This is a genomic window from Eleftheria terrae, assembly GCF_030419005.1.
GTDB classification, from domain to species: domain Bacteria; phylum Pseudomonadota; class Gammaproteobacteria; order Burkholderiales; family Burkholderiaceae_C; genus Caldimonas; species Caldimonas terrae.
Genome location: NZ_CP106951.1, coordinates 5,360,214 through 5,373,762, shown reverse-complemented (window position 1 = coordinate 5,373,762; position 13,549 = coordinate 5,360,214). Strand labels below are relative to the sequence as shown.

12 protein-coding genes are annotated in these 13,549 nt (G+C 68.1%); 7 read left to right on the top strand and 5 right to left on the bottom strand.

Annotation, left to right across the window (positions count from 1 at the left end; genetic code table 11):
- The first annotated feature begins 28 nt into the window (after positions 1 to 28).
- Positions 29 to 1,117 (top strand): ferrochelatase, encoded by a 1,089-nt coding sequence (hemH, locus tag N7L95_RS24110; RefSeq protein WP_301257777.1) that lies wholly within the window; start codon positions 29 to 31, stop codon positions 1,115 to 1,117.
- 75 nt (positions 1,118 to 1,192) lie between these two features.
- Here hemH and N7L95_RS24105 read toward each other — a convergent pair whose 3' ends face one another.
- The 3 genes from N7L95_RS24105 to N7L95_RS24095 are packed head-to-tail and all read right to left on the bottom strand — an operon-like array spanning position 1,193 to position 4,279.
- Entirely contained in the window at positions 1,193 to 2,719 is a 1,527-nt protein-coding gene (locus N7L95_RS24105; RefSeq protein ID WP_301257776.1) for a tripartite tricarboxylate transporter permease, read from the bottom strand.
- 1 nt (position 2,720) lies between these two features.
- Positions 2,721 to 3,251 carry a tripartite tricarboxylate transporter TctB family protein gene (locus N7L95_RS24100; RefSeq protein WP_301257775.1) on the bottom strand — a complete coding sequence of 177 codons (531 nt, stop codon included), beginning with the start codon at positions 3,249 to 3,251 and terminating at the stop codon, positions 2,721 to 2,723.
- A gap of 50 nt (positions 3,252 to 3,301) precedes the next feature.
- On the bottom strand, positions 3,302 to 4,279 hold the full coding sequence (locus N7L95_RS24095) for a tripartite tricarboxylate transporter substrate binding protein (RefSeq protein WP_301257774.1): 978 nt from the start codon (positions 4,277 to 4,279) through the stop codon (positions 3,302 to 3,304).
- A 237-nt stretch (positions 4,280 to 4,516) separates the two neighbouring features.
- Here N7L95_RS24095 and N7L95_RS24090 point away from each other — a divergent pair, with 237 nt between their 5' ends.
- From N7L95_RS24090 to N7L95_RS24080, 3 genes are read left to right on the top strand one after another with little or no spacing between them, the layout of a single operon-like run.
- Positions 4,517 to 5,206: a response regulator transcription factor gene (locus tag N7L95_RS24090; protein WP_301257773.1), complete on the top strand. Its 690-nt coding sequence runs from the start codon at positions 4,517 to 4,519 to the stop codon at positions 5,204 to 5,206.
- A 13-nt stretch (positions 5,207 to 5,219) separates the two neighbouring features.
- Positions 5,220 to 6,632, top strand: a complete 1,413-nt coding sequence (locus N7L95_RS24085) for a sensor histidine kinase (protein ID WP_301257772.1) — start codon at positions 5,220 to 5,222, stop codon at positions 6,630 to 6,632.
- Positions 6,633 to 6,637: 5 nt separating this feature from the next.
- A complete protein-coding gene (locus N7L95_RS24080; RefSeq protein WP_301257771.1) occupies positions 6,638 to 7,057 on the top strand; it encodes an RNA-binding S4 domain-containing protein in 420 nt (139 codons plus the stop codon).
- A gap of 164 nt (positions 7,058 to 7,221) precedes the next feature.
- Here the strand turns inward: N7L95_RS24080 and N7L95_RS24075 are convergent, their stop codons facing one another.
- Together N7L95_RS24075 and N7L95_RS24070 are read right to left on the bottom strand one after the other, a co-directional pair.
- Positions 7,222 to 8,463 carry a DUF5666 domain-containing protein gene (locus tag N7L95_RS24075; RefSeq protein WP_301257770.1) on the bottom strand — a complete coding sequence of 414 codons (1,242 nt, stop codon included), beginning with the start codon at positions 8,461 to 8,463 and terminating at the stop codon, positions 7,222 to 7,224.
- 9 nt (positions 8,464 to 8,472) lie between these two features.
- Complete coding sequence (locus N7L95_RS24070; RefSeq protein WP_301257769.1) at positions 8,473 to 9,354, bottom strand: DUF6502 family protein; 882 nt, start codon at positions 9,352 to 9,354, stop codon at positions 8,473 to 8,475.
- 274 nt (positions 9,355 to 9,628) lie between these two features.
- On the opposite strand from N7L95_RS24070, the gene grpE reads away from it, so the two are divergent.
- The 3 genes from grpE (at position 9,629) to N7L95_RS24055 (ending at position 13,537) form a co-directional block, all read left to right on the top strand.
- Positions 9,629 to 10,174 carry a nucleotide exchange factor GrpE gene (grpE, locus tag N7L95_RS24065; RefSeq protein WP_301257768.1) on the top strand — a complete coding sequence of 182 codons (546 nt, stop codon included), beginning with the start codon at positions 9,629 to 9,631 and terminating at the stop codon, positions 10,172 to 10,174.
- Positions 10,175 to 10,374: 200 nt separating this feature from the next.
- On the top strand, positions 10,375 to 12,324 hold the full coding sequence (dnaK, locus tag N7L95_RS24060; RefSeq protein WP_301257767.1) for a molecular chaperone DnaK: 1,950 nt from the start codon (positions 10,375 to 10,377) through the stop codon (positions 12,322 to 12,324).
- Positions 12,325 to 12,445: 121 nt separating this feature from the next.
- Positions 12,446 to 13,537 carry a fatty acid desaturase family protein gene (locus N7L95_RS24055; protein WP_301257766.1) on the top strand — a complete coding sequence of 364 codons (1,092 nt, stop codon included), beginning with the start codon at positions 12,446 to 12,448 and terminating at the stop codon, positions 13,535 to 13,537.
- Positions 13,538 to 13,549: the final 12 nt, after the last annotated feature.

Sequence of the window (13,549 nt, the reverse complement as noted above, 5' to 3'; positions counted from 1 at the left end):
GACCCCCTGCCCCGCTGGACGCCGCCTCATGAGATTTCGCCCCGAACCCCCGCACGATCACGGCCGCGCCGAGCGCACCGGCGTGCTCTTGTGCAACCTCGGCACGCCCGACGCGCCGACCCCGCCCGCGCTGCGCCGCTACCTGGCCGAGTTCCTCGCCGACCGACGGGTGGTGGAGATTCCGCCGGTACTGTGGAAGCCCATCCTGCACGGCATCGTGCTGCGCACCCGGCCCGCCAAGTCGGCCGCCAAGTACGCCAGCATCTGGACGGCGGAGGGATCGCCGCTGAAGGTGTGGACCGAGAAGCAGGCCAAGCTGCTGCGCGGCTACCTCGGTGAGCGCGGCGCCTCGGTGGAGCTGGCGTATGCGATGCGCTACGGCCAGCCATCCATCGCGGCCCAGCTCGACGCCCTGAAGGCCGCCGGCGTCACCCGCGTGCTGGTGCTGCCGCTCTACCCGCAGTACTCCGGCACCACCACCGCCAGCGTGGTCGACGCAGTGTCGGCCTGGGCTGCGCGCGTGCGCTTCGTGCCGGAGCTGCGCTTTGTCCAGCACTACCACGACCATCCCCTCTACATCGAGGCGCTGGCACGGCGGGTACAGGGCCATTGGCAGGCCCACGGCCGGCCCGACCAGCTGGTGATGAGCTTCCACGGCGTGCCGCGGCGCACGCTGACGCTGGGCGACCCCTACCACTGCGAATGCCACAAGACCGCCCGGCTGCTGGCCGAGCGGCTCGGCCTCACCGCATCGCAGTACCGGGTCACTTTCCAAAGCCGCTTCGGCAAGGCGGAGTGGCTGCAGCCGTATACCGAGCCGACCCTTCAGGAGATGGGCAAGGCCGGCGTGCGCCGGGTGGACGTCATGTGCCCCGGCTTCGTCGGCGACTGCATCGAGACGCTGGAAGAAATTGCGATGGAAGGCCGCCAGGCCTTCCTGACCGCCGGTGGCAAGGAGTTCCAGTACATCCCCTGCCTGAACGACCAGCACGAGTGGATTGCAGCGCTGGCCGCGATTGCCCAGCAGCACCTGGCGGGCTGGCCCACCGGGTCCGCCGACCCGGCAGAACTCGCGCGCCGCAGTGAACGGGCCCGGGCGCTGGGCGCCACCACCTGACACGCCCTCGGCGGGCGCCGGACGAAAACGCCGGCCCCGGGCGGCCGCGCCGGCAGCGTAGCGCCCCGGCGTGGATCAAGACAGCGCGGTGGCCTGCGCCGCCTGCTGCTGCGCCAGGCGCCGCGCCGCGATGCGGCGCAGCACCCGCGGCAACACCAGCACGAGCACGCAGATGGTCAGCAAGGTGGCCGACAGCGGTCGCTCGACAAAGACACTCCAGCGCCCCTCGCCGATCGACATCGCGTTGCGCAGCTGGGCCTCGGCCATCGGGCCGAGGATCATGCCGACGATGACCGGTGCCGCCGGGAAGTCGAAGCGGCGCATCAACACCCCGAGCAGGCCCACCAGCGCCAGCAGCCCCAGGTCGAAGGCCGACTGCCGCATGCCGTAGACCCCCACGGTCGCGAAGATGAGGATGCCGGCATAGAGCGGCGGCTTCGGGATCTTCAGCAGCTTGGTCCACAAGCCGACCAGCGGCAGGTTCAGCACCAGCAGCATCACGTTGCCGATGTAGAGCGAGGCGATCAGCGTCCACACCAGGCCGGCCGAGGTCTGGAACAGCATGGGCCCGGGCTGGATGCTGTAGTTCTGGAAGGCCGACAGCATGATGGCCGCGGTGGTCGAGGTCGGGATGCCCAGCGTCAGCAAGGGCACCAGCGTGCCGGTGACCGCGGCGTTGTTGGCCGCCTCCGGCCCGGCCACACCTTCGATGGCGCCTACCGTGCCGAACTCCTCCTTGTGCTTGGACAGCTTCTTCTCCAGGCCGTATGACAGGAAGGTTGGAATCTCGGTGCCGCCGGCCGGGATGGTGCCGAAGGGGAAGCCCAGCAAGGTGCCGCGCACCCAGGCCGGGATCGAGCGACGCCAGTCGCTCGCGTTCATCCATACCCGGGACATCGTGTTGCGGCTTTCCTGCTGGCGGCCCTCATAGAGCACCAGGTACAGCGTCTCGCCCACCGCGAACAGGCCCACCGCCACCAGCACCACGTCGATGCCGTCTGCCAATTCGGCCATGCCCATCGTGTAGCGGGCCTGGCCGGAGATCTGGTCCATGCCGATGAGGCCGATGGCCAGCCCGAGGAACAAGCTGCACAGGCCGCGCAAGGTGCTCTTGCCGAGCACCGCGGAGACGGTGGTGAAGGCCAGCATCATCAGCGCGAAGTACTCGGGCGGGCCGAACTGCAGCGCATAGTCGGCAATGCCGGGGGCGAACAGCGTCACCAGCACGGTCGCCACCGTGCCGGCCACGAAGGAGCCGATCGCCGAGGTGGCCAGCGCCACGCCGGCACGGCCGCTCTTGGCCATCAGGTTGCCTTCGAGCGCCGTCACCATGGTGCCGGTTTCGCCGGGTGTGTTGAGCAGGATGGACGTCGTCGAGCCGCCGTACATCGCGCCGTAGTAGATGCCGGCGAACATGATCATCGACGCGCTGGGGTCGAGCTGGCTGGTGAGCGGCAGCAGCATCGCCACCGTCAGTGCCGGCCCGATGCCGGGCAGCACGCCCACCGCGGTGCCGATGAAGCAGCCCAGGAAGGCCCACATCAGGTTGACCGGCGAGGCCGCGGTGGCAAAGCCGTTGAGCAGGTTGTTCCAGAGTTCCATGTCAGATCCAGCCGGTGGTGGTCAGGCCAGGCAGGTTCAGGCCCAGCGCCTTGGTGAACAACCAGTAGGTCGGCGCGGCGATCAGGGCGCCGATCACCGCGTCCGCCACGAAGCGGCGCGGGCTGCCACGCCCCTCGCCGGTGGCCCGCCGCAGTCCGCGCGCGGCACACATGAACAATAGGCTGCACGAGACGACAAAGCCGGCCCGGGAAATGAGCAGCGCGTTCAGCAGCAGGCCCAGCCCCACCCAGGCCAGGCTGAACCAGTCGGGACGGGCCGCCTCGTCATGGCCCTCCAGCAAGCGGAAGCCGCCGGTGCGCGCCTCCCAGAACAGCCAGGCGCCGCACACCGCCAGCGCCGCAGCCACCACCCAGGGAAAGAAATTGGCGCCAACGCCGCTGTAGCCGGCCTCGGACGGGATCTGCAGGGCGCCCAGCGCCAGCAGCCCAGCCAGGAACACCGTGCCGGCACCGACCAGCTGTTGAGAACGTGGTTTCATCGTGATGATCTCGATGTGCGAGAGGCGGCCCATGCCGCCTCCGGATGCCCCGCTGCGCCAAGCGCAACGAGCCGCGATCGGGCTCAGACCATGCCGAGCTTGGACATCAGCGCACGCAGGCGGGCGTGCTCTTCGTCGACGAACTTCGCGAACTCGTCGCCGGTGAGCAGGGCCGGGCTCCAGTTGTTGGCCGCAGCCGCCTCGGCCCAGGCCCTGGTCTTGACGGCCTTGGCAACCGCCTCGATCAGCTTCTGGCGCTGCGCCGCACTGATGCCCGGCGCGCCGTAGACGCCGCGCCAGTTGCCGATGGCGACGTTGATGCCCTGCTCCAGCAGGGTCGGCACCGCGCTGCCGCGCAGGCGGTTCGGTGCGGTGACGGCCAGCGCCCGCATCTTGCCGGCCTTGATGAACTCCTCCAGCTCCGCATAGCCGCTGGTGCCCACCGAGACATGGCCGCCCAGGATGGCGGCCGTCGCCTCACCGCCGCCCTTGAACGGCACGTAGTTGATCTTCGCGACATCCACGCCCACCTCGCGCGCGATCATGCCGACGCTGACATGGTCCACCGAGCCTTTGGAGCCGCCGCCCCATTTGACGCTGGCCGGGTCCTTCTTCATCTGCTCGACCACGTCCTTCATCGTCTTGAAGGGCGAGTTGGCCGGCACCACGAAGACGTTGTATTCGGCCAGCAGGCGGGCCACCGGGGTCACGTTGTCGAGGGTGATGGGCGGCTTGTTCTGCACGATGGCGCCGACCATCACCGCACCGGTGACGATCAGCGCATTCGGGTCGCCCTTGCTGGAGTTGGCGAACTGCGCCAGGCCGATGGTGCCACCGGCTCCGCCCTTGTTCTCGTAGGTGACCGAGCCGGCCGCCTTGGCTTCCTGCAGCGCCCGCCCCAGGCCGCGGCCGGTCTGGTCGTAGCCGCCGCCGGGATTGGCGCCGATCATGATCTTGAAGTTCTCCTGCGCTTGCACGACGGTGGCGGACAGCGCCAGCGCGGTGCCGAGCGCCGCGGCCGAGGCCGTCAGGGCGATGCGCTGCAGGAAGTTTCGACGCATGAGGTTCTCCTTCTCGCTTCTGTGATCGGTGTTTTGAAGGGGGCCGGCCGGGCCGGTCCCGAAGCATGCCCGCATCCTGCGCCTGCCGCATCGCCAGGCGGATGAGGGCAAGCCCGGATGCTAGGGCCAAGTCTGTCACGGCGCTGTCGAAACCCTCCGCCAAGCTGTCATTCCGCTGTCACGTCGCCCCTCGGAAGTGCCGAGGCGCAGCGGCGGGCTTCGTTGCACACTGGCGGCATGAGACTGCTGCTCGTTGAAGACGACGACTCGATGGCCCGCGCCCTGCGCCTTGCGCTGGAGCGCCGGGGCTTCGAGGTCGATCACTGCACCGGCGGCGCCGAGGCCCTGCACCGTTTGCGCTTCGCGCCCCCCGACCTGACCCTGCTCGACCTGACCATCCCCGGCATGGACGGCCTGGCGGTGCTGCAAAAGGCCCGCGCCCAGGGCGTCACTGCGCCCATCCTGGTGCTGACGGCGCGCGGCGCGGTCGGCGACCGCATCCAGGGCCTGAATGCCGGCGCCGACGACTACCTGGCCAAGCCCTTCGACCTGGACGAGCTGGAAGCCCGGGTGCGCGCGCTGCTGCGGCGCAGCCAGGGCGAGGCCGACCTTGCACTGCAATGCGGCCCCCTGCGCATGGAGCGCGACTCCGGCGCCTTCTACCTGGGTGACCGCATCCTGGAGGTCACCCCTCGCGAGCAGGCCCTGCTGAAGGCCTTGATGAGCAAGCCCGGCCATGCCTTTCCCAAGGAACGGCTGTTTCGCCTGGTGTTCCCGATGGAGTCGACCATCCAGTTCGAGGCCATCGAGGTGGTGGCCTACCGGCTGCGCAAGAAGCTGGCTGGCTCCGGCGTCGCGCTGATCACGCTGCGCGGCCTGGGCTACCTCCTGAAGGCCGAGCCGGCCGGCGCCGACCCCGCTGCCTGAGCACCGCTGCACCATGCCGCTGCGTCCGCCCCAGTCGCTGCGCCGCTACCTGCTGGCCTGGATCGTCGCGCCCATCGCGCTGTTCGTGGTGTTCGACACCGTCAGCCTCTACCGGCGCGCGCTGGCCTCCATCCACCTGGCCTACGACCGTTCGCTGCTGGCCTCGGCCCGCTCCATCGGCGAGCTGCTGCGGCTGGAAGGCGGTGCGCTCAAGGTGGAGGTGCCGTACGCGGCGCTGGAGATCTTCGAGGCCTCGAACAACGCCCGCATGTACTACCGCATCGACGGCTTCAAGGGCGAGTTCCTGTCCGGCTTCGAGGACCTGCCACGCTACCGCGGCCGCATTCCGCAGCAGACCGCCTATCCTGCGCTGGTCGACTTCTACGACGCCGACTTCCGCGGCCAGACCGTGCGCATGGCGGCGCTGCTGCAGCCGGTGGCCACGACCGGGGCGCGCGGCATGGCGCTGATCCAGGTGGCCGAGACACTGGAGGTGCGCGAGAAGCTGGCCCGCGAGATCCTGCTGGACACGCTGCTGCGGCAGGCCCTGCTCATCACGGTGGTGGCGCTGGTCGCCTGGATCGTGGTGACACGCGCGCTGCAGCCGGTGGAATCACTGCGGCGGCAGCTGCTGTCGCGCAGCGCCGAGGACCTCTCGCCAGTCCAGGCCGACGACGCTCCACGCGAGTTGCGGCCCATGGTCACCGCGCTCAATCAGCTGATGCAGCGGCTGCAGCGCCTGGTGGGCCACCAGCTGCGCTTCGTGCGCGACGCCTCGCACCAGCTGCGCACGCCGCTGGCGGTGCTGAAGACGCAGGTGCAGAACGGCCAGAGCGGGCATGTCAGCCCGGCCGACACCCTGCAGGCCATGGGCGAAACCGTCGACCGGGCCATCGCGCTGGCCAACCAGATGCTGGCGCTGGCCAAGGTCGAGCAGGTGCACGGCGAGGGGCAGAGCGAGTGGCTCGACCTTTCCGAGGTGGTGGGCGAGGTCGCCCTCGACCTGTCGCCGCTGATCGTCGACAAGGCACTGGACTTCGAGCTGGTGGCCGAGCCGGCGCCGGTGCGGGCGCATCACTGGATGCTGCGCGAGCTGACCCGCAACCTGCTGCACAACGCCATCCGGGAAACGCCGCCGTGCGGCCTGCTGCAGCTGCGTGTCACGCGCACCCCGCAGCAGGTCCGGCTGCTGGTGCGCGACAGCGGCCCGGGCATCAGCGCGGCGCAGCGCGAACACCTCTTCGAGCCCTTCCACACCACCCACCCGAACAGCGGCAGCGGCCTGGGCCTCACCATCTGTCGCGAGATCTGCCAGGCGCTGGGCGCCGAGATCGAGCTGCTGAACCGCAGCGAGCAAGGCCGTGTCGCGGGTTTGGACGCCGTGGTGGTCTTCGTCGGCAGCCCGGCGCCGCCGGCCGCACAATAGCGGCCATGGATGGAGTTCGACTCGACAAGTGGCTGTGGGCCGCCCGCTTCTATAAAACCCGCTCGCTGGCCACCGGCGAGATCGACAAGGGCCGGGTCCAGGTGAATGAACAGGTGGCCAAGCCGTCACGCGAGGTGCGTGTCGGCGACAGCGTCTCGCTGCGACAGGGGCATGGCATCCAGCGCACCGTCATCGTGCGTGGGCTGAGCGATGTGCGGGGCCCCGCGCCGGTGGCGCAGGCACTGTATGAAGAAACTCCGGAGAGCCTGCTGGCCCGGGAAGAAGCGGCCAAGAACCGCCGTTTCCTGGCCGATCCCTCGCAAGCCATCGAGCACGGCCGCCCCACCAAGCGCGACCGGCGCGAGCTGGCCGACTGGAACCGCTGGAGCGCCAGCATCGACGACAAGGAAGACGGCTCGTCCTGAGCTGAACCGGCGGGGCCGCCCGCGCATCGGCCAGGGCCAGGCTCCCGCTGCCAGCCGCGGTTCCGATCCCGGGCGAAGGCGAAGGCGCTCGCCCGAGACCCAGGCCGTGGTGCACCTGGCCGGCTGGCAGCCGCCGCCGGCGCGTCGGCACCGGCCGGGTGGCTTCAGTTCTTGCAGCTCAACCGGGTGGCGTAGAGCACGGAGCCCAGCAGGCCACGCGATACCGCACGCCCTTCAACCTCGACCACCCGGTCCTTGGCCAGCGGTTGCGTGCCGCAGCTCTCGAGCTCCGTCAGGCCACTGGCGTCGATCTCGACGGTGCGCACCCGGAAAGAGGCCAGGCTGGTGAAGGCGTTGATCCTGCCCTTCACCGTCCATTCCTTGTCGCTGCCGCCCGCCTTCGGGTGGAAGACCTTGATCTTCGAGGCATTGAGCACGCCGTCGTTGCCATAGACGCCTTCGGCGCGGATATACGCCCCCTCGGCCACCGCACGGTCGGGCGGGACGAACTGCGCACCCGTGTAGTTCACCGTCACGCCGGCAAGATCGAAGCGCTTGAGGACCGTGTCCAGCCGGCCGACCCGGCCGCCCAGGCGGGCGGGCAAGGCCGCGACGCCGGTGTTGCGCAGCACGGTGCGCACGCCGGTGGCGCTGAGCACCCCGTTGCTCGGCGGCTGAGCGGCCCACACCACCACCCGGCTGCCGTTGCTCAGGGCGCGTCCGTCGGGCAGCAGCTTGGCAGCGTCATACGCCACCGTGAGTCCGCCCAGCGAGAAGCGCTTGCCCGGCCCGCTGGCTTCCAGGCTGGACACCACACCGGCCACCCGCACCACTGCCGGCACGCTGGACAGCTTCTCGATGCGGGTCGCCTGCACCTCGTAGCGCGACTCGGCGGTATTCCACCGCGGCACGCCATGCACCTCCACCGCGTCGCCGACCTTGAGCGCCGACAGGCCGTCGACGCCGGCATACAGCGTCACCGGCCCGGCGTCCGCCGAGGTGTTCTCGAAGACCTTCTGGCCCATCAATTCGATCGTGCCGCCGCCGCCTGCCGAAGGCGACACCGCGCTGAGCACCCCCACCACCGCGGCATCGAGCCGGATGGCACGCGCTTGCAGGTGCTCGCCCTTCTGCTCGAACTCGAGCTCGACGAACTGGCCCAGCTTGGCTTCCGCCACGCTCTCGACGCCCGGCTCGCGCTCGGCCTTGGGCGTGACCTCGTCGTCCTGGTATTCAGTGCCGTCGACGATGACGCTGGCAAAGCCGGTCACCGTGCCAGAGGTCTGGCTCATCGGCGCGCCGGTGCCGCCGGACCCCAGTCCGCCGCCGCCGCAGGAGGCCACGGACAGGCTCAGCAGCGCAGCCGCGATCAGTGCCCCCAGGCGGGGCATGTGGATAGTGCTCATCAACTTCGCTCACCCCTGCTGCGCTCGTTCGTCCTGCGCAGGCTCGCTGTAGTAATAGACCCCGAACCGCATCCGGTGGGGCTGCTCCTCGTTCTGGTCGGCTTCGCTGCGCGGCTGGTATTCGGCGGCCATGCGTTGCAGCGCCTGCGCCCAGATGTCGCGCGCCACCTGGCCCAGCTCGCGGGCCGACTGGCCGCTCAGGCCGGCGCCGAACACGCTTTGCTCCAGGAAACGCGGTTGATTGGTGGTGAGGTTGTGCACCGCGGCCGCCAAGTGGTCGCCGGTGTTGGCGGCCAGCAGGGAGGCGAGCTCCTCGTAGTCGGCGGCCGGCACGAAGGCGGCGGCCACCAGTTCCACGGTGTCGCCGTTCAGGTTGACCAGGTGCAGCCGCACGAACTCGTCCAGCAGCGTGCGCGGATGGACGTCGGACGACACCTCGCGCGCCAGGGCCTCGAAGGACCCCTGCTCGCCCAGGCGCGGCAGGGTCTTTGGCGAACCGTCCTCGTTGCGGTAGCGGCTGTCGGTGACCCAGCGGGTGAAGACCTGCGACACCAGCGAGACCGATTTCGGCCGCAGTTCGCGGCGTGCGTCGCCGGTCAGCGCCCGCACGTCCTTGCGGTGCACGCCGGACAGCACGCTGAGCGCCGAGTCAGTGGCCTTGCGGCCGCTGCGCTCGATCTCCTCACGCGCTACCTGCAGGAACACGGACTTCAGGGCCGAGGCGAACGCACCATACTGCACGCCGTTGCGGATCAGCCAACGGGCCACCGGCGCCATGACCGCCATGCTGGCGCGCAGGGCAACGTCGGCGTGGCGGTCGCTCGGAGCGACCGTCATCACCGAACTGGTCGGCGGACGTGCCGCCTTGTCAGTGCCTATGGAATTGTGCATACCTCTCGTTCGTCACGCCTCCGAAACCAGGGCAAACCCGCATTTTGGCCGCTCAGTGTGCCTCAGCCACCTGTCACCGCCGGACGGCGGTTGTGACCACCTGAACGGCGATGTTTTCCCACGACAGTGCCGGTGTGACAAACCTCGCGGAATGCCCCTACTTTGCCGGCACAATGCGAACCCCTTTGCCAGCCCGGCGCCCCGCATGCCGTTCCGAGGGCTCTTGAACTCCCGGACAACGGCCTCATCTCGGGCGTTTTGGTGGGAACGTGTCATGACAGAACCTCAAAATCCTCAGACCAATCAAACGCAGAACCCGAACGCCGAGGCCCAGCCCGGTGCCGCTACCGACGCCAACGCCGTACCGGTCGAGCAGCGCCTGGCCGAACTCGAAGCCAAGCACGCCGAGGTGGCCGACGCCTACCTGCGCGCCAAGGCCGAAGCCGAGAACACCCGCCGCCGCGCCGAGGAGGAAATCTCCAAGGCCCGCAAGTTTGCAGTGGAAGGCTTCGCCGACAGCCTGCTGCCGGTCAAGGACAGCCTCGAAGCGGCCCTGAGTGTGCAAAACGGCACACCGGAGCAGCTGCGTGAAGGCGTTCACGCCACGCTGCGGCAGCTGTCGCAGGCGCTGGAGCGCAACAAGGTGCTGGAAGTGAATCCGCCGGCAGGCACGAAGTTCGACCCGCACCAGCACCAGGCCATCAGCGTGGTGCCGGCAGACCAGGAGCCCAACACGGTGGTCGCGGTGCTGCAGAAGGGCTACGTGATCGCCGAACGCGTGCTGCGCCCGGCCCTGGTGACGGTGTCCGCTCCCAAGTAAGCGCCGCCGCTCGGGAGGCCGCACGCTGCAGGCTTCCGCCAATGCCGACCCGGCAAGCGCGTGCGCCTCGGCCTGCAGTGCAGGCCGGCCGAGGTCCGGGGCCCGAAAACGGGCTTTCCAGGCCGCCCGGGCCTTGAAAGAGCGCTGGATATCCACAACTAGACGACAACCGAATTTTTGAGTTTCAAGGAGTCATCAACATGGCAAAGATCATCGGCATCGACCTGGGCACGACCAACTCGTGCGTGTCCATCATGGAAGGCAACACCCCCAAGGTGATCGAGAACAGCGAAGGCGCCCGCACGACGCCTTCCATCATTGCCTACCAGGAAGACGGCGAGATCCTCGTGGGTGCGTCCGCCAAGCGGCAGGCGGTCACCAACCCGCGCAACACGCTGTACGCGGTGAAGCGCCTGATCGGCCGCAAGTTCACCGAGAAGGAAGTGCAGAAGGACATCGACCTGATGCCCTACACCATCACCGCGGCCGACAACGGTGATGCCTGGGTTGAAGTGCGCGGCAAGAAGATGGCGCCCCCGCAGGTCAGCGCCGAAGTGCTGCGCAAGATGAAGAAGACGGCCGAGGATTACCTGGGCGAGCCGGTGACCGAAGCGGTCATCACGGTGCCGGCCTACTTCAACGACAGCCAGCGCCAGGCCACCAAGGACGCCGGCCGCATCGCCGGCCTGGAAGTCAAGCGCATCATCAACGAGCCGACCGCGGCTGCGCTCGCCTTCGGCCTCGACAAGACCGACAAGGGCGACCGCAAGATCGCGGTGTATGACCTCGGCGGCGGCACCTTCGACATCTCCATCATCGAGATCGCCGACGTCGACGGCGAGAAGCAGTTCGAAGTGCTGTCGACCAACGGCGACACCTTCCTGGGTGGCGAGGACTTCGACCAGCGCATCATCGACTACATCATCGCCGAGTTCAAGAAGGAGCAAGGCGTCGACCTGTCGAAGGACGTGCTCGCGCTGCAGCGCCTGAAGGAAGCGGCCGAGAAGGCCAAGATCGAGCTGTCCAACAGCTCGCAGACCGACATCAACCTGCCCTACATCACGGCCGATGCCTCGGGTCCGAAGCACCTGAACATCAAGCTGACCCGCGCCAAGCTCGAAGCGCTGGTGGAAGAGCTCATCGCCCGCACGATCGAGCCCTGCCGCATCGCCATCAAGGACGCAGGCGTCAAGGTCAGCGACATCGACGACGTGATCCTGGTCGGCGGCATGACCCGCATGCCCAAGGTGCAGGAGAAGGTCAAGGAATTCTTCGGCAAGGAACCGCGCAAGGACGTCAACCCGGACGAGGCGGTGGCGGTCGGTGCGGCCATCCAGGGCCAGGTGCTGGGCGGCGAGCGCAAGGACGTGCTGCTGCTGGACGTCACGCCGCTGTCGCTGGGCATCGAGACCCTGGGCGGCGTGATGACCAAGATGATCGCGAAAAACACGACCATCCCGACAAAGTTCGCACAGACTTTCTCGACGGCCGACGACAATCAGCCGGCGGTCACGATCAAGGTGTTCCAGGGCGAGCGCGAGATGGCATCCGGCAACAAGGGCCTGGGCGAGTTCAACCTTGAAGGCATCCCGCCGGCGCCGCGTGGCGTGCCGCAGATCGAGGTGACCTTCGACATCGACGCCAACGGCATCCTGCACGTGAGCGCGAAGGACAAGGGCACCGGCAAGGAAAACAAGATCACCATCAAGGCGAACTCCGGCCTCTCCGAGGAAGAGATCCAGAAGATGGTGAAGGACGCCGAGCTGAACGCCGCCGAGGACAAGAAGAAGCTTGAGCTGGTGCAGGCCAAGAACCAGGCCGACGCCACCGTGCACAGCGTGCGCAAGTCGCTGACCGAGTACGGCGACAAGCTCGAAGCTGGCGAGAAGGAAAAGATCGAGGCCGCGATCAAGGACGTCGAGGAGGCGCTCAAGGGTGACGACAAGTCCACCATCGACGCCAAGACCGAGGCCTTGATGACCGCCAGCCAGAAGCTCGGCGAGAAGATGTATGCCGACATGCAGGCCGCCCAGGGCGCAGCTGCCGCCGGTGCGCAGCCGGGTGCGGCGGCAGGCGCGGCCGAGCAGGCCAAGCCGACTGACGACAACGTGGTGGACGCCGAGTTCACGGAAGTGAAAGACAAGAAGTAATCCAGACGCCGGCCGCAAGGCCTGAAAACGCAAGAGACCGGCGTTCCGACGCCCCTCTTGCGTTTGCGTTTGCAGCAGGCAGGAACAGCAGGAACAACAAGAGAGGTTGGGGTCGTAGCGCATGAGTCACGCAGTGTCCGCCCGGGTGGTGTTTGCCCCTCGGGCCCCGTTTTTCGAAACCCTGAAAGCCCGCGTGCGGGCTCATTTCGCGTCCCAGGGGAAAGGCGAGACGGGAGACTGGCGCCTGCACGCCAAGACACTGTTTGCCTTTGCGCTGTTCGCGCTCAGCTACGTGAGCCTGGTGTGGGTGGTGGAGCACTGGTGGAGTGCGGCGCTGGCGGCTTTCGGCGTGGTGCAGGGCTTCGTGTTGATCGCGTTCAACGTGATGCACGACGGCTGCCACGGCAGCTATTCGCGCAAGCCCTGGATCAACTGGATCATGGGCGCAACGATGGACCTGATGGGCAGCAGCAGCATGCTGTGGCGCCAGAAGCACAACCAGCTGCACCACACCTACACCAACATCGACGGCAAGGACGATGACATTGCCATTGGCGCCCTGCTGCGGCTGAGCCCGGCCCAGGCCTGGCGCCCGTGGCACCGGCTGCAGCACTGGTATGCACCCTTGCTGTACAGCCTGCTGACGCTCTACCTGCTGCTGTTCAGCGACTGGCAGAAGCTGTTCACCGGCCGCATCGGCCACACGCCGCTGCAGCAGCGCGCGTGGTGGGAAGCGCCCTACTTCGTTGGCATGAAGCTGTTCTACATCGGCTACACCCTGGTGCTGCCGATGTTCTTCCATGCCTGGTGGCAGGTGCTGCTCGTGTTCCTGGCCATCCACTGCGTGTTCGGCCTGACGCTGTCCCTGGTGTTCCAGGTGGCCCACACGGTGGAAGGCGCCAGCTTCCCGGTGCCCGCTGCCGAGACCGGCCGGCTCGAAGACGACTGGGCCACCCACCAAGTCAAGACCACCGCCAACTTCGCGCCCGGCAACCGCCTGGCTGCGTTCTACATGGGGGGCTTGAACTTCCAGGTGGAGCACCATCTTCTGCACCATGTGAGCCACGTTCACTACCCGGCCATCAGCAAGATCGTGCGGCAGACCTGCGAGGAGTTCGGCGTGCCCTACAAGAGCTTCCCTTCCGTGCGCGCCGCGGTCGCTGCGCACTTCCGGTTTTTGCGCGGGCTCGGCCGGGCTCCCGTGGCTGCGTGAACACCCCATCGA